Origin of the sequence: Vibrio sp. Y51_MX_L26 (assembly GCF_024181935.1) — a bacterium.
In the GTDB taxonomy this organism is placed as follows: domain Bacteria; phylum Pseudomonadota; class Gammaproteobacteria; order Enterobacterales; family Vibrionaceae; genus Vibrio; species Vibrio diabolicus.
The window spans coordinates 1,237,944-1,252,736 of record NZ_JAMZAS010000001.1 but is presented as its reverse complement, the minus strand read 5'-3'; the positions used below and the strand labels follow the sequence as shown (position 1 = coordinate 1,252,736).

Annotated in this window: 16 protein-coding genes; 10 read left to right on the top strand and 6 right to left on the bottom strand. The window is 43.0% G+C overall.

The features are described from left to right. The first annotated feature begins 217 nt into the window (after nucleotides 1-217). The 4 genes from pncB (at nucleotide 218) to NL645_RS05395 (ending at nucleotide 3,907) form a co-directional block, all read left to right on the top strand. Nucleotides 218-1,528 carry a nicotinate phosphoribosyltransferase gene (gene pncB / locus NL645_RS05410; protein WP_253651359.1) on the top strand — a complete coding sequence of 437 codons (1,311 nt, stop codon included), beginning with the start codon at nucleotides 218-220 and terminating at the stop codon, nucleotides 1,526-1,528. Between the two features lie 336 nt (nucleotides 1,529-1,864). Continuing rightward, a complete protein-coding gene (locus NL645_RS05405) occupies nucleotides 1,865-2,224 on the top strand; it encodes a hypothetical protein (RefSeq protein WP_005373947.1) in 360 nt (119 codons plus the stop codon). Between the two features lie 214 nt (nucleotides 2,225-2,438). Continuing rightward, nucleotides 2,439-2,957 carry a glycine zipper 2TM domain-containing protein gene (locus NL645_RS05400; RefSeq protein ID WP_182033271.1) on the top strand — a complete coding sequence of 173 codons (519 nt, stop codon included), beginning with the start codon at nucleotides 2,439-2,441 and terminating at the stop codon, nucleotides 2,955-2,957. Nucleotides 2,958-3,127: 170 nt separating this feature from the next. Further along, complete coding sequence (locus NL645_RS05395) at nucleotides 3,128-3,907, top strand: methyltransferase-like protein 9 (protein ID WP_253651358.1); 780 nt, start codon at nucleotides 3,128-3,130, stop codon at nucleotides 3,905-3,907. A gap of 65 nt (nucleotides 3,908-3,972) precedes the next feature. Here the strand turns inward: NL645_RS05395 and NL645_RS05390 are convergent, their stop codons facing one another. After that, entirely contained in the window at nucleotides 3,973-4,869 is an 897-nt protein-coding gene (locus tag NL645_RS05390) for a DMT family transporter (RefSeq protein ID WP_005392661.1), read from the bottom strand. A 94-nt stretch (nucleotides 4,870-4,963) separates the two neighbouring features. Between NL645_RS05390 and NL645_RS05385 the strand changes: the two genes are divergently transcribed. The 3 genes from NL645_RS05385 to NL645_RS05375 all read left to right on the top strand — a co-directional run bounded on the left by NL645_RS05385 (nucleotide 4,964) and on the right by NL645_RS05375 (nucleotide 8,470). Further along, the gene (locus NL645_RS05385) at nucleotides 4,964-5,848 is read left to right on the top strand and encodes a LysR family transcriptional regulator (RefSeq protein ID WP_005392662.1); all 885 of its coding nucleotides are present in this window, start codon (nucleotides 4,964-4,966) and stop codon (nucleotides 5,846-5,848) included. Nucleotides 5,849-6,028: 180 nt separating this feature from the next. Further along, nucleotides 6,029-6,643 (top strand): outer membrane beta-barrel protein, encoded by a 615-nt coding sequence (locus tag NL645_RS05380; protein ID WP_005373936.1) that lies wholly within the window; start codon nucleotides 6,029-6,031, stop codon nucleotides 6,641-6,643. Nucleotides 6,644-6,802: 159 nt separating this feature from the next. Beyond that, complete coding sequence (locus tag NL645_RS05375; RefSeq protein WP_253651357.1) at nucleotides 6,803-8,470, top strand: ABC transporter substrate-binding protein; 1,668 nt, start codon at nucleotides 6,803-6,805, stop codon at nucleotides 8,468-8,470. A gap of 75 nt (nucleotides 8,471-8,545) precedes the next feature. On the opposite strand, the gene ompV is transcribed toward NL645_RS05375, so the two are convergent. The 4 genes from ompV to NL645_RS05355 form a co-directional block, all read right to left on the bottom strand. Continuing rightward, on the bottom strand, nucleotides 8,546-9,322 hold the full coding sequence (ompV, locus tag NL645_RS05370) for an outer membrane protein OmpV (protein WP_253651356.1): 777 nt from the start codon (nucleotides 9,320-9,322) through the stop codon (nucleotides 8,546-8,548). Between the two features lie 219 nt (nucleotides 9,323-9,541). Further along, entirely contained in the window at nucleotides 9,542-10,078 is a 537-nt protein-coding gene (locus NL645_RS05365) for a copper resistance protein NlpE (RefSeq protein WP_046873821.1), read from the bottom strand. Between the two features lie 253 nt (nucleotides 10,079-10,331). Beyond that, a complete protein-coding gene (locus tag NL645_RS05360; protein WP_253651355.1) occupies nucleotides 10,332-11,561 on the bottom strand; it encodes a glycine betaine/L-proline ABC transporter ATP-binding protein in 1,230 nt (409 codons plus the stop codon). Beyond that, nucleotides 11,554-12,453 (bottom strand): proline/glycine betaine ABC transporter permease, encoded by a 900-nt coding sequence (locus tag NL645_RS05355; protein ID WP_253651354.1) that lies wholly within the window; start codon nucleotides 12,451-12,453, stop codon nucleotides 11,554-11,556. The genes NL645_RS05360 and NL645_RS05355 overlap by 8 nt, the downstream gene beginning before the upstream one ends. Nucleotides 12,454-12,955: 502 nt before the next feature. Here NL645_RS05355 and NL645_RS05350 point away from each other — a divergent pair. From NL645_RS05350 to nqrM, 3 genes are read left to right on the top strand one after another with little or no spacing between them, the layout of a single operon-like run. Then, nucleotides 12,956-13,246, top strand: a complete 291-nt coding sequence (locus NL645_RS05350; protein WP_253651429.1) for a DUF134 domain-containing protein — start codon at nucleotides 12,956-12,958, stop codon at nucleotides 13,244-13,246. Beyond that, on the top strand, nucleotides 13,243-13,758 hold the full coding sequence (locus tag NL645_RS05345) for a NifB/NifX family molybdenum-iron cluster-binding protein (RefSeq protein ID WP_114323438.1): 516 nt from the start codon (nucleotides 13,243-13,245) through the stop codon (nucleotides 13,756-13,758). The genes NL645_RS05350 and NL645_RS05345 overlap by 4 nt, the downstream gene beginning before the upstream one ends. 1 nt (nucleotide 13,759) lies before the next feature. Then, entirely contained in the window at nucleotides 13,760-13,969 is a 210-nt protein-coding gene (gene nqrM / locus NL645_RS05340; protein ID WP_253651353.1) for a (Na+)-NQR maturation NqrM, read from the top strand. On the opposite strand, the gene NL645_RS05335 is transcribed toward nqrM, so the two are convergent. After that, nucleotides 13,947-14,741 (bottom strand): phosphotransferase, encoded by a 795-nt coding sequence (locus NL645_RS05335; protein ID WP_253651352.1) that lies wholly within the window; start codon nucleotides 14,739-14,741, stop codon nucleotides 13,947-13,949. The genes nqrM and NL645_RS05335 overlap by 23 nt on opposite strands. Between the last annotated feature and the right edge of the window lie 52 nt (nucleotides 14,742-14,793).

Here is a 14,793-nt window from a genome sequence, read left to right as displayed (position 1 = left end):
CGTTTTCGGTAGTGCTTCATAGTACGCCTTGAGTATAAATCTACGAATAAATCTGACTTATTCACAATCTGTGTGCGAATTCTAGACAGAAAAACCTTATAAAAATGAGTGGTTAGTAACAAAAGTTGACAAACTATAGATGGGTGTTTATTGTTTACGCAAATTAGTTAGTAACAAAAAGTTATATACCCAGGAAGGGCGTGTAGAAGGGCACCTAATGACCACCAAACTATTTTCTTCCCGCATCATTCAAAGCGCTTTGGATTTTGATGTCTACAAAGTCAATATGATGAGCGCAGTAACAGCGCTTTACCCTGATGCGATGGTGTCATACAAATTTATTGTGCGTAGCGAGGAAGATCTCTCTGAACTGCTACCAGAGGTAAAAGCAGAAGTTCTTAAACTGCAAGACATTCAATTTACGCAAGAAGAAATCGAATATATTAAGCGTGTCGCGCCTTACCTGAATCCTGACTTTGTTGATGCACTGCGCCATTTCTGTTTCAATCCACAAAGTGATGTCTCTTTCCATAATAAAGCCATGGCTGATGGCTCAAGCCAGTTACGCATTACTATCAATGGTTTGTGGCGAGATACTATTTTGTACGAAACGATCATCATGAGCATCGTGTCTGAAGTTCGTAGCCGTCAGCGTTGGTCAGATATCCCTGTAGCGCAATTTACCACCGTTTTAGAAGAGAAAGTTCGGTACCTAAAATCCGAACTAAAACGTCGTAACATCACTAACTTTAAGTTTTCTGATATGTCGACGCGTCGACGTTTTTCCTTTCAAGCTCAGCGCACCATGCTGGAGTTCTTGTGCCAGGAAGTGCCGGAATGTTTGACAGGAACAAGCAACTACCACTTAGCAAAAGAACTGAATTTGACGCCTATCGGTACCGTTGCTCATGAATGGTTTATGGGTCATCAAGCTCTGGTGAATGTGCGAGATTCGCAAAAAGTGGCTTTGCAACGTTGGCAAAAAATGTTTAACGGTGCACTAGGTATTGCACTTACCGACACGATTGGTATTGATGCCTTCCTTAAAGACTTTGATGAAGAGCTAAGTAACGCGTATTTCGGTGTACGTCACGATAGTGGTTGCCCTTATAGCTGGGGTGAAAAAATGATTGCACACTATCAGTCGCTTAATATAGACCCGTTAACAAAAACGCTGGTGTTTACCGACGGACTTAACTTCGAACAAGCGTTAGATATTTGCGAGTATTTCCAGGGACGTATTCAGGTGAGTTTTGGTATCGGTACTTTTCTTGCGAACGATATGGGTGATTATGTCAATAAAGAGGGTGAAGCCTACCAGCCACTTTCTATCGTGATCAAAATGGTCACGTGCAATGGTTCACCAGTCGCAAAAATCAGTGACGAACCTGAGAAAGCCATGTGTGAGGATATCTTCTTTTTGATGAACCTCAAGCGCCGCTTCGAGCAACCTCTTGATTTAAATGAGTGTCGTAAACTGATTGATCGTCTAGAAACTGAAGGTCAAAACTATCTCATCGACGCGTAGGCGTTATCCCTCCTTCTTGATAAGTGCCCTCTATCGTTACGACAAATTTATATAGACAAACGTAGAGGGTGATTTCGTTATAGTAATACGCAGAAGTAACCAGATACAGCGTAGGAAAGCACTCGAAAATGAGGTTGTTTTTTTGATGTGCTATGTGCCTATGATTGGTGTAAATCGATACGTTACAGCATTGTGGAAGGTGTATTTTCATCGGACACTAAACTCTCAGTCTAATCACGTAGTTTATTCCCATGTACCATGAGGTCACTCGGGTATAGACGTCTATCTGCTTTTATGACTTTGGGCTTCGCGTAATTGCTTGAATCGGGAGTCAAAATGAACCTAGTAGTACATTTGCAAAAGAAAGCGATCCGAAAATATGGCTATGAGATGGCAACTCGGCAGGCATGGAAATGTGGCATCAAGGCAAATCTTGTTAAGCGCGTGATCGGCCTTTTTAAAGGACAAATTGTTTGTGTGGTTGAGGGTTGCCGCGCAGAGTTTTCTTCTCCTCTTAATAACCCCCTTCACGAAGATGACAAGCAAGGGCGATATGTGTTTGTTGGCGGTGTATGCTGGGAACCAAACAACATTATTGCTCCTGGCTTTCCTGATTTTATGTTTATGCACGTGCGTAATCTAAGCCACCGTCATAAGTATTTAACGGATGACGAACTATTTTTGAGCTTGGCTTAAAAATAAATCTCATAGACTAGTCCAGCCCAATCATAATCAGTAGTGATACAGTTTTAGCTCTGTTGACACGCTGCTGAGTGTTTCTTGACGTATCTTTTATAAAACAGTGTTTCTTTACTTGTTAATGACAGAGGGTTTGTTTTCGTCTGATGTGATTTCCCTTTTGCGATTTACCATAACGCTCATCAAAGCAAACCATACTGGGATGTAAATCATGAATATGAAATCTATCGCAATTGCAACGGCAGTTGTTGCTGTACTAGCAGGCTGTAAAGACAAAACGCCACCAGCTCCAACCCAAGCAAACATTACTTTGGTTGAAGCGGTGACTGAAACTGTGAAAAATCCACACCAAGTATGTAAAGACGTGGTAGTAACGGAGCAAGTTGCCCCTACGGATGATAATAAAATAATTGGTACGGTCGGCGGCGCAGCAGCTGGCGCGGCATTGGGTAACCAAATCGGTGGCGGCTCAGGTAAAGTGATTGCAACTGCAGCTGGTACGATTGCTGGTGCATTAACGGGTCGTAAGATTCAGGAGAACGTGCAACAAGGCGATGTAGTGACAACGACGAAAAAGCAGTGCCACACAGAATACACAACATCTGATAAAGTAGTGGGTTACGACGTCACTTATGAAGTTTCAGGTGCGCCAACGACGGTTCGCTTAGCGAGCAAGCCAGCGACAAAAACGTTCCCAATTCAAGATGGCAAAGTTGTTCTTCCGCAATAACTAGCTCCTCAACCGAAGTAATTAACAAGCCCTTTTATCTTTGAGATGAAAGGGCTTTTTCACATAAGCGGTGTTTTCATCTATTTTCCCGCGGGAATGTGCAGCCAGAATTACCAGCTAATTTCAGCGTTCGATACAATCACTTTTCTAAAAGTACGAACGGAAAAAACATGGAAGATTTTTACCTGACCGATCGCGGTTTAGCTGGTTATTTCGAAGCGCAATGGTTCGACAAGTTCATCGAAGATAAGCAGATTGAGACGATAACCAGTCGCTCAAAACAAGTCCCACTCTCTTTTTTGTCATCACCTCACTGCTCCCAAATTGCTGATTTTATTGCGCAGACGGCACTTGAGAGCGGCGTTCAGCCGTATTCCCTACTTGAGGTTGGCGCGGCGCTGGGAAGAAACTATTATGAGTTAGTGCAACGCTTACCTAACCTTAAAGAAGCGACGCTTGTGGAGCCTTCAAATAGGTTGATGGATGGCTTGAAGCAACTATTAATAGAAGAACAACGAGTCGAGCTAACTTATCTTCACGATGTGAACACCATAAACACGTTAGAAGTAGAGAATAGAGATATCGTGCAAAAATGTGCTCATGTTGATTTGACGCTGATTAACCAACCTTTTGAGCACGATACTCTCCAATCTCGCTTTGATTTAGTCGTATGTTTGAACGTGGTTGATCAATGTGAGTCGCCACTTAGCGTGATCAACGCTCTAAAAGAAGCCACCAAGGTTGGCGGGCTGATGGTTGTCTCTTGCACTTATCAGTGGAACGCGAAACACATCAAAAATGAAGAAGAAGCGGTCGATGATATCAAAGCGTACTTTGCTGAAGGTTGGCGTTTAGTATCGGAAGCCGATCATGAATATCGCATCCGGTTTAATGATCGTTTTGCAAGGCAGTTTTTATCTCATGTGGTCGCTTATATCAGAATGGATTAGAGCCACATAAAAAAACCGAGTACTTACGACTCGGTTTTTTTTAGTCTTTGAGATAGAGCGCGATTTTAAGTAACGTGCGCCTCTTGTTGCTCTCGCTCTTGCTGAGCTTGCAGCTTTTTCTTGCGACGTTCTCGTTTAGAAAGCCAAACCAGCGGCACAACAATCATAATGGTTCCTATCGCCATAAATATGTCTGGCACTTCTCCAAACCAGATTAATCCCACAAACACGGCACCAATTAAGCCACTGTATTCAGCGCTGGCAATTTTGTTGCTATCAATCGAGCGGTAAGCGATCACACATGTTGCCGCATAAATCATGATGAACAAACTTGAGCCAGCAGCGACAGGGAAAGCACTCCAGTCCCAAGGTTCCGCTTCGATCAGAACAAGTAAGAAAGCCACGGGAATACCTGCCAAGTTTGTCATCAATAACGTTTGCATGACAGATTGATTTTTTGGCAGTTTTCGAATGAGCAAGTTATTGATTGCCAAGGTAATAGCCACAACTAAAGCCGAAATCGCTGCCCAGTCGATTTGATCTGGACGAATGATGACCAACACTCCAGCAAAGCCCATGATCGCAGCCGCGACCGATTGCTTAGATAACTGTTCTCCAAAAAAGATTGCTGCAAGCGGCAACATGATCAATGGCGCGGCGTAGAAGATTGCGTTCGCAGTTGCGAGCGGTAAAGATGAAATCGCCAAAACCATAAATATAGCACCAAGCAACCACACGTGAGCGCGGACAGCATGCCATTTAAATCCTTCAAGAAAATGAGTCTTTTTTGTCAGCAAGCAGACAGGCAGTAGAAAAAGCACTGCGGAAATTTGTCGGAAAAAGACAAACTGAAAAATAGGCACTTCATTTCCGACACTTTTAATTAAAGAGTCTGAAAGCACCGCAATGAGATTCCCAACAATTAATAGCAGCATAGCTGCGCCGACCGATGTAACTTTCACTTATTTCCTCTCCTCTTTCTTTGCCAAAGAGTAGGTGATGTCATAGGATGAAGTGAAGTGATATTTATTAGTTTAAGTATGAGATTTTTAGATAATGAAATTGCCACCACTCAGAGCGGTTCACTGTTTTGAATCTGTCGCTCGAAACTCTAGCTTTTCGCTTGCGGCTGAAGAGCTCAATGTGACGCAAAGTGCCGTTAGTCATCAGATACGATTATTGGAAGATTATTTGGGCGAGTCATTATTTATTCGTCAAGGAAGAAAGCTCTCTTTATCGGATACTGGTGCTCGTTATTTAGAGGATATTAGCCCGGCAATTAGCTCTATTGCGATGGCCAGCCAAAAGGTGAGAGAAGGGGACAAAGGCAGCATACGTTTAGCGATTTATAGCTCGCTTGCCGTAAAGTGGCTTATTCCGCGTTTGTCTGATTTTAAGCGGTTACATCCGGAAATCGATCTGACACTCAATATGGTTGTTGGTGATCCTGAGCAGACAGATAGCGTTGGTGATTGCTTTATCACGGTAGAGAAGCCAAAGCGCAACTATATGTCGGTGAAGTTATACGCGGAAACGCTGTATCCGGTATGCAGCCATAAAATTTGGAAAGAGTTACAAGATCAACCCATTCCAGAAGCGCTTTGGCGATATCCTATTTTGTCGACAGACTCTATTTATCGTGAGAGAGGAAAAGACTGGGCAGAGTGGTGCAGAGCGGGTGGTTACACTTTGCCAAAAGATGTCGATGTTCAACATTTTAGTCATATGTTGTTGGCAATAGAGGCGGCGCGTTATGACCAAGGCATCGCATTTGCGAATGATTTTATGCTCAATGAAAGAGATAAAGCGCATGATTTGGTGTATATCCCTTCTCATGGATTAGAGACGGGGGACAGCTTTTATTTTATTCATAAAAAGAGCCGAGCCAAGCAGGCGGAAATCATCAAACTCACCAATTGGTTGAAGCAACAGTGCTTGTAAAATGACTAAATTGTCATAATTAAGAAATAAAGTGGCAAAGTTGTGTTTAAATATTTCATGTTTTATTGAGTTTTTATTCATTAACATCAACTTGGTTTTGAAACCGAGTGAAATGGATAGCATGACGTGCTTAAGGATGGGCAAAACACAACCTCAATAATTAACAGGCAGTGAAATACAATGTTTAAAAAAACATGGCTAATGACAGCCCTTCTAGCAACATGTTCTGTTGCAAACGCAGCTCCTTACGTTGGCGCATCGGTAGGTCAAGCATCGTTTGGTGATGTTAATGGCTCTATCAATGGTGGTGGTACCAACGCTAGCACTAAGCTTAAACTTGAAGATGACTCAAGCCTTTCAGGTAAAGTATTTGGTGGTTACAAATTCAACGAATACATTTCTCTAGAAGCAGCCATTGGTGGCTACGACGCTTTAGACGGCAAAGTTGTTACTGTTGGTGATATGAAGTATCTATCGATTCAACCAAAGGCGACTCTACCTATTGGTGATCGTTTCAACCTTTTTGCTAAAGCTGGTCTTTCTTACTTCAATGCTGAATTCAAAATTAGCAACTCTGTGATTGACGGTAGCGCAGGCCATACCACCATTTCTGACAGCACTGTGACAGGCATGTACGGTTTAGGCGCAGAGTTCGCTATTACAGAAAACTTTGCTCTGCAAGTTGAATGGGAATACATGATGCCTGAGCTAGACATTGCGAAATTTGGTAATGAAAAAGTAACGGTTGATGCTGACATCAACGTGTTCTCTGTAGGTATGAGTTACCGTTTCTAAGAATACTTATTCAAGTTACCTCTTGGCTTAGTACACGTTTTTGACTTCTGTTGGTCGAGCTGAGCCCAAGCTTTGAATATGTTTAGATATAGCACAGGAAGTTTAGTTGCTAAGCGTCCTGTGCTATTTTTTGCTTTGGAATAACTCTTAGGAATCTTTGTGAACGATGTCAATCTTAGGTATCTGGATCTACTGTTAAAGCACTTTGAACCTCATCAATATCACTTCGTTACGCTGTCTGAGCTTGAAGTGGTAATTTGTACGTCAAGGCGCAATGTTTCTATTGTGATGAAAAAGCTTGCCACTTACGGTTGGGTAGATTGGAAACCTGCAATTGGCAGAAGTAACGCCAGCCGTCTGAATATTACTATTTCCCTTCAACAAGCGATGACCGAATTTTTGGTTGAGGAGCTTGGTCGGGGAAGAATGAACTCGATAACAAAACTTATCGATTGGTTCGGCCAAAGTGCTGTCAGGGCGTTGACGATTGCCTCTGAAAAAGTGAACCAGTTGAATGAGTCAAATAACGCTATTTTGATCTCCTCTTATCCTTGGGTGTCTAAGGTCGATCCTGCGAATACTTATCGTCATACTGAACTGCATGTGGCGAAAAGTGTTTATGATGTTTTGCTGACTCAAAATTCCAATGGTGGCATTGAGCCTTCGCTAGCACATGAGTGGAAAATGGAAGGCAATGTGATGACGTTATGGTTGAGGCCTGGAATATATCGTCACGATGGCGAACTTCTCAGCATACAAGATGTTGTTTGGAGCATCGAAAGACTTAAGGAAATAAAAGGACCAGTACACGAGCTCTGGCAGTGTATTGACAGTGTGATTGCCGAAACATCGAGCTGCTTAAAAATTACATTGAAACATCCGAACATGTTTTTTCCATACATGTTAGCCACTCCTCACGCTTCTATTCTTTGTCGAGATGTTGTTTCTTTCGGTTCTGGTTATTCTTACCACATAGGAACCGGACCATTTAAAATCAGTGGTTGGAACCAAGAGAGTATGCTTCTTCAAGCACACAAAGAATATTTTTCAGCGCGCGCATTGTTGGACCAAATTACGCTGTCTCATGGTAATGTTAAAACCTTGAATATGTTGAGTTTTAACCAAACTTCTGATCACGTTGAAGTGGAAAAAATCAGCGCATTTTCATATTTGACCTATCGGGAGCGCGCGGACTCTAATCTCGCAAAAGAAGACTGGCATCAACTCGCCGATTACATCAATGCGCAAAAGAGAATCTATGAGGCGCAAAGTGCCGTTGACAGCATTCAGTTAGTGACTCAAGGGCAAGATTTACTAATAGCAGAGGCTATTGTGACGCCTAAGCTACAAGGTAAAGTAGCGCTAGCCGAGCCAATCTGGACGATACCAAGTTTAATTCGTCACTCTGAGTGGTTGCACCGAGTGATTCGGGCGACGGGACTAGAGCTAGAGATCGTCATTATTGATGACATTAGTTTTCCTGAAGTCGTATCACATCGAGCGGACTTGCTCCTAATTGAAGAAGTCATGGAAGCGCCGTTTGAGTATGGCGTATTTGAATGGCTATCGATAGCAACAGGTTTGCGTTTTAGTTTTGATCAAAGCCAGATGTTGATCCATCGAGAAAACCTTCGCGAAGCCATGACAAATGCTCAATCTTTACAATCTCTTTTAGGCGTAGAAAAAGTGTTACGAGAGCAGTACCTTTATTTGCCTTTATTTGTTGGCTATGAAGAGGTGACAAAAACACAGCAAGTGCGCGGTGTTCAGGTGAAAAATACGGGTTATAGCGATTTGCATCGTCTCTGGATCGCTCACTCTAACTAGCATATTTCGATACGGTGAGCATAGAGTATGAATACATAAAGCCATCGCAATGATGGCTTTATGTGGAATGTAGAGTTAGAAGTTGTACGACACACTCGCACCAACAACCCATTGATTTGCACTATCAACAATCGAGGAATCGCTGATACCGCTGCCTAGGCGAGTGTATTGTGTCATTTGGCTCACTTGCCAGTTATCGTTGATTGGCATGACTAGCTTGTAGCCTAAACCATAGCTTACTGTTGAATCACCTTTGTACGCTTTGCGGTTTGCATTTGCTTCGCGTTGTTTTACGCCAAAGTAGTAATCTACGTAGTCTTCACTTTGATAAGTTAGGTTAGCAAAAGGAACAAAATCAACACTACCGAAGTTCATAATGTGGAAGTAAGTCGCGCCCGCTAAGTAACCTTTGTAAGCACCACTGATATCATGTTGAAGGTATGTTGAAATCACATTGTGTTGATCTAACGTAAAGTCAGTGTTCAAACCTAAATCGACAGCAAAGCGACGTTTATCCGTGCCTTTCAGACTCTTTGCAATATCACCGTCACGCATGACACCACTGCCAACAAGGTAGGCACTCATGTTGATTAATTCATTGGTGTTACCGAAGAAGCGGTAGTTAATGCCACTTAGATCGGCGTTAAAGTCGTCACCATGGTAACCGCCATTTAGAATTGGAGCTGTATTGTATTTTTGATCTTTGAAAAGATCGCTGCCATGAGCCACTCCGACTTCCGCGTTCCAGCCACCTTCATTGTTGTAGATGTTACCGTTACGAATATAAGTATCACCAGCAACCGCTGAACCAGCAGCAGCCAGAGTTAGTAGTGCAATTAATGTCTTTTTCATCATTTTTCCGAGTTGTTCTGATTTGTTTTGAACGCTGTACAAAATAAAGTTGTAAGCCTCTATCAGCAAAGCGTATGGAAATGTAATGAACCATCAGGATAAGAAGCGGAATGTAAGATCATAGGAGGACGATAAGAAAGGCAACCGCCGTCGATGGAAAGAAAAAATCCGAGCTGGGGTAGCTCGGATTTAGATTATTTATCAGGTATCGATACTGACTTATTGCTGTTTCGTTAAGTTGTATAACGGTGCTAGGTCACCTGTTACTTTTTCGCCATTCATGTCTAGCTTCATAAGTACATTTTCACCAACAAAGTATTGGTTTGGCGCATCTTCGTTTGTCAACGTTACGATGCTGCCGTTTGCATCCCAAGTGAATTGGCCTTCAGACTTTGACTGACCGTCTTCTTTGTCTTGGTAGCTTTCTTCAAGTACGTAAGTGCCATCTTGATTTAGTGTGATGGTCATGTCGATACCTGAACAATCCGCACATGGAAGCGTACCTTTGTATGTGCCGTTCCAGTCAAGGGCATTTTGTGCGTTATGCTCAGAGTCTACAAATGTTTCTTCAGTGATGACTTGTTCTTCTGCTACTGGCAGCGTGTCAATTGTCTCTGTAGTAACTTCTGCGCTAGTAGTGACTTCAGTTTCCGTCGCTTGAGGTACTTCAACTGCGCTTGTTTCGGCAGGTTTCTCATCTTGACAGCCTGCAAGAATGATTACCGCGCCTGTTAGTGCCAACATTGTTTTTTTCATTTTATCCCTCTTTAAATCAAGATTTTGTATGAGAGTAATAGTAGACATTTATCAGGTATTTGCGTCATCAAAAAGCAATAGAATGATCTATCTATGTCAATAAAACCGAATATGAGCATAAAATTGTCAGGAAAATCAGAACAATGTAAATGTTGATAGGGATATCAAGCTTGAGTCTACAAATAAATATCTAGAGGGGGGGCAGAGATAGTGAAAACAGCCCACATTGCTGTGAGCTGTTTTATTAAATCAGTTAAGAGGCCTTATCGATGTTTGAACGTGAGGTGCTTCGTTTTGTGCTGTCTTCATAAGCGAATAGATCAGCAATAGTACGACGCTCTAGTTCACCTTTCAAATGACCATGCTCATCGACAACGGGCAGTGAGTATTCGCACGACATGGTTTCAGTCAATATTTGCTCAATGGCTGAATGGGGAGAGATGATAGGCACTTCTTCATAGATATCATCATCCCAGCTTGGGGTTTGAGCTAACTTAGTCGCGTCTAGTAACCCTTGTTGCGTTATCACGCCTTGATAGCCTGCATCGGTCACATGATAAGCATAATCACGTTTTACACGTTTCATCTCACTGAGCGCTTCTTCAATGGTTTTAGCGGCAATGCGATATGAAGGTGGCTGCATCACAGTCTCAACCGTCAATGCTCGCGCTCTATTGACGTCTTTTACAAAGGCTTCAACGTACTCATCGGCAGGATGCAGCAATATTTCGTCTGGTGAACCTTGTTGCACAAGCTCACCGTCTTTAAGGATCGCAATGCGATCGCCAAGGCGCAGTGCTTCATCTAAATCATGAGTAATGAAAATAATGGTTTTGTGCAGCTTCTGTTGCAGCTCTACCAGCTGATCCTGCATTTCGCTCCGAATCAGTGGGTCCAACGCTGAGAATGCCTCGTCCATTAACAGTATTTCGGCGTTGGTTGCCAATGCTCGCGCGAGGCCTACGCGTTGCTGCTGACCACCTGATAGCTGAGCGGGATATTGGTTCTCATAACCCGTTAATCCAACGGTATCCAACCATTCGTTTGCTTTTGATAAGCGCGCTTCTTTACTTATTCCTTGAATTTCCAAACCGTAAGCGATGTTGTCGATAACAGTGCGATGAGGCAATAAGCCAAAACGTTGAAACACCATCGACATCTTATGACGACGAAACTGCTCTAACTCCTTGTTAGAAAGCTGCATGACATCTACCCCTTCCACCAAAATCTGTCCCATGGTTGGATCGATTAGGCGATTGAAGTGGCGAATCATGGTGGACTTTCCTGAACCGGATAAACCCATAATGACGAAAATCTCGCCCTTTTTAATTTGGAGGTTGATGTCTTTTAGCCCGACCGTGTGGCCCGTTTCCGCTAACACGTGTTCTTTACTATGTCCCAACTTGACGCGCTCAATCACGCTGTCGGGTTTGGGTCCGAAGATTTTATACAGACCGCTGATTTCGATAAGTGGGCTAGTCATGCTTTAAATCTCCCAGATGGGCTTGAGTGCGTTTCGCATACGCTTGTGAAGCGCGGTCGAAAAGAATCGCTAGAGCGACAATGGCTAGACCATTTAAAAGACCAAGAGTGAAATATTGATTGGTAATCGACTTAAGAACGGGCTGGCCCAAACCTTTTACCCCAATCATCGATGCGATGACGACCATCGACAGTGCCATCATGATCGTTTGGTTGATTCCCGCCATGATGGTTGGCATTGCGAGCGGAAGTTGGACCCCAAAAAGCCGCTGTTTACTGCTGGCACCAAATGCGGTTGCGGCTTCCAACACTTCTTTATCTACCAAACGAATCCCCAAATTAGTTAAACGAATAACAGGTGGAATCGCGTAGATTACTACTGCGATGAGGCCAGGAATTTTGCCGATCCCGAGTAACATAACAACTGGGATGAGGTACACAAATGCCGGCATGGTCTGCATGACGTCGAGTAATGGCGTCACAACAGACTGAATACGATTAGAGCGCGCCATGGCGATGCCGATAGGGATCCCGAGTGTGATTGCCAGCATGGTACACACCGTGATAATACTGAGCGTGCGCATTGTGTCTTCCCACATGCTGAAGTAGCCAATTAAGATAAGTGAGCCAAAACATGCGATAGCCAGTTTCCAAGAGCGACTAGCGGCATAAACGAGGGCGGTGCAGACGCCTAAAACAACGACCCAAGGTGTTGAAATAAGCAGTTTTTCAAACCAGACAAGAAATGAAAGGAGCGGATCAAAGAGAGACTCGATAAGTTCACCATATTCACGAGAGAAATCTCGGTAGGCGCCATCGAGTGTTTTGCGAATCGCTCTAAGATCAGAGCGATCCATTTCTGGGAATTCGCTGAGCCAATTCGAGTCAGACATATTTACTTCCTTTTCTGATATATCTAGGTGCCCTCAAGAGACGTGATTCAGCAAGAATGGCTGGGATCGTAGACCAAGTAATGATTGGTGGTTCGATAGGTCCTCCATCTATTGTTTTACCCTTTAGGCTCATTTCAATGCAGTCGACCTGCACTTTATAGTTACTTAGGGAGACACTCTTTTAATAAAATAATCATTAGTGTTCAAATGAATGATTTGATCGGATTATAGTTTTTCTTCTCCAATAAAATGAATACATTAGCGCGTATTTGTATGAAAAGTCTGCGCAAACTAACGTTTTTATTATCTAGATAATTAGAATTGATCTTTTTGCTCGTTTGTCACCAAAGTTTGTCAATTCTTAGATATCTAATTAATCCTGATGTCTTACGTATTTATCGTGTCGATTTTTGCAAACTTAGTTTATTGGCATATGCTAAAAATGTTATTGGCATATGCCAGTTTAAGGCGTAATTTGACCCTGTGTTTTCGAGGGATAATGATGGCAAGACCAAAGATAGAAAGACGAATATGCGGACGTGCTGCGCACCATTGTTTCAAACCTAATGGCGTGCCATTTCATCAGTTGGAGCAAGTCGCCATATTACCAGAAGAGCTAGAAGCACTGCGTTTGGCCGATTTAGAGGGTCTTAGCCAGCAGCATGCTGCTGAACAGATGGGCGTCTCTAGACAAACTTTTGGTAACACAGTAAAAAGTGCAAGATTGAAAGTCGCAAAAAGTTTAGTTGAAGGTCATGCATTAGTTTTTCCGGATGAGGAGTCAAACTTATGATTTATGCTATTCCTAATGATGGTGAGCGGGTGGCAAACCACTTTGTTAAAGCACCATATATTGCTATTTATTCTGATACTGACGGTATGCTAAAAAACTTAGCGAACATTGCTTCGATGCCACAAGCAGGTTGCAATGCGAAGTCTCAGTTAATTCAGTCTCTGCAAGAGTACAATGTGGATGCTGTACTTGTACGAAATATCGGTGAACGCGCACTAGCCAAATTACTTCGTAGTGGCACGCAAGTATTCAGGCTTTCTACCCGTAGCTCACTGGAAGATGTACTTGCGGTTCCAAGAGAGCCTCTCATTGAGCCGTCTCAAGGTCGTCCCTCAAACAATCATAAGAAAAATGCTCACAAGTCAAAAGGCGGTTGCGGTTCCTGTGGTTGTGGTGGCAAAAAATCCAAACCCTCCTTGCTGGCAAGACCGAAAGCACCAGCAGGGCTACTTAAAGTGACATCTCGCCCTGCTATACTTAGGCTAAAGACGATGGCTAATAAGGCAGGTTAATATGGTTTGGTTATTTACCTTTCTTGGTTTTCTCGCAATCATTTTGTTGATGTCGCTTGGCGTCATTTTCCACAACAAGCGTATTCAAGGGAGTTGTGGCGGATTGAATAATGTCGGTGTTGATAAGGTGTGCAATTGTGAAACCTTTTGTGCCGAGCCTGAAAGACGTTTGTATCAAATATCCGAACCTAATTCGTCATCTGAGCGCTAAGATCTTTTGCCCATTTCGGTAAGGTTTGTTTAAACCAGTCAATGTATTTACTGGTCTGAGGGTTCTGTCTCGAGACCAGTATATTCACCACTTCTACCACCATCCACGTTTTAGCTATTGCAATCGTTCTTGCTAAATTACTCGCATCGCCTTGCTTTGCCGTCTTGGTATAGGTATGCGCCACACCAAGATAATCTTCGAATCTGCCCATGCCTTTGACTAGTGGCGCTAAATCTATCGCGATATGCCCTGTCGAAAAACGTTCCCAGTCGAACAGCACCAAATCGCCATTATCTCGTCGCCCCCAGTTCCCGGCATTGGTGTCTCCAGAGATCAAATTTTTGGCGTTGAAAAGCGGGCCGGATTGCTCTTGTAGCTGATAAAAGAACCGCTCTGTTTTTGCGTCTAGTTTGAGCGTGCTTAAAGCTTGGGAAGTGGCTGGTTGTGTCCACTGATGAGGATGATAAACACCATTTGATGTCGGAGATAGTCTATGTATTTTAGCTAGTTGTTCTATCACGCGCGGCTCTTCAAGCAGGAATTCTTGATTGACAGAGTGCGGAATATACTCGATTCGCAACGTATTTTGTTGGTGATCGTAATCAATGAGCTCAGGTACAAGAATGCCAAGTTCATTGAATGGTTTAGCCTGGTGTTGATAAAAAGCGACCTCAACCTGTTCTACCTGTTGCTTTTCAATGAATGAAATGCCGTGTTTTTCTACCAGATAAACTTTGGCACTGCCCATCTGGTTAAGCTCTTGCTTTGACATGAGACATCCTGTCTTTTGATGGTGGAATCTTCACTTACCTTAAACGCGAAAG

Coding starts and splice junctions, on each gene's coding strand:
- nqrM (WP_253651353.1), top strand. CDS start 13,760: ATGGTTTGGTTATTTACCTTTCTTGGTTTTCTCGCAATCATTTTGTTG.
- NL645_RS05380 (WP_005373936.1), top strand. CDS start 6,029: ATGTTTAAAAAAACATGGCTAATGACAGCCCTTCTAGCAACATGTTCT.
- NL645_RS05350 (WP_253651429.1), top strand. CDS start 12,956: ATGGCAAGACCAAAGATAGAAAGACGAATATGCGGACGTGCTGCGCAC.
- NL645_RS05360 (WP_253651355.1), bottom strand. CDS start 11,561: ATGACTAGCCCACTTATCGAAATCAGCGGTCTGTATAAAATCTTCGGA.
- pncB (WP_253651359.1), top strand. CDS start 218: ATGACCACCAAACTATTTTCTTCCCGCATCATTCAAAGCGCTTTGGAT.
- NL645_RS05385 (WP_005392662.1), top strand. CDS start 4,964: ATGAAATTGCCACCACTCAGAGCGGTTCACTGTTTTGAATCTGTCGCT.
- NL645_RS05355 (WP_253651354.1), bottom strand. CDS start 12,453: ATGTCTGACTCGAATTGGCTCAGCGAATTCCCAGAAATGGATCGCTCT.
- NL645_RS05365 (WP_046873821.1), bottom strand. CDS start 10,078: ATGAAAAAAACAATGTTGGCACTAACAGGCGCGGTAATCATTCTTGCA.
- NL645_RS05395 (WP_253651358.1), top strand. CDS start 3,128: ATGGAAGATTTTTACCTGACCGATCGCGGTTTAGCTGGTTATTTCGAA.
- NL645_RS05405 (WP_005373947.1), top strand. CDS start 1,865: ATGAACCTAGTAGTACATTTGCAAAAGAAAGCGATCCGAAAATATGGC.
- NL645_RS05345 (WP_114323438.1), top strand. CDS start 13,243: ATGATTTATGCTATTCCTAATGATGGTGAGCGGGTGGCAAACCACTTT.
- ompV (WP_253651356.1), bottom strand. CDS start 9,322: ATGAAAAAGACATTAATTGCACTACTAACTCTGGCTGCTGCTGGTTCA.
- NL645_RS05400 (WP_182033271.1), top strand. CDS start 2,439: ATGAATATGAAATCTATCGCAATTGCAACGGCAGTTGTTGCTGTACTA.
- NL645_RS05335 (WP_253651352.1), bottom strand. CDS start 14,741: ATGTCAAAGCAAGAGCTTAACCAGATGGGCAGTGCCAAAGTTTATCTG.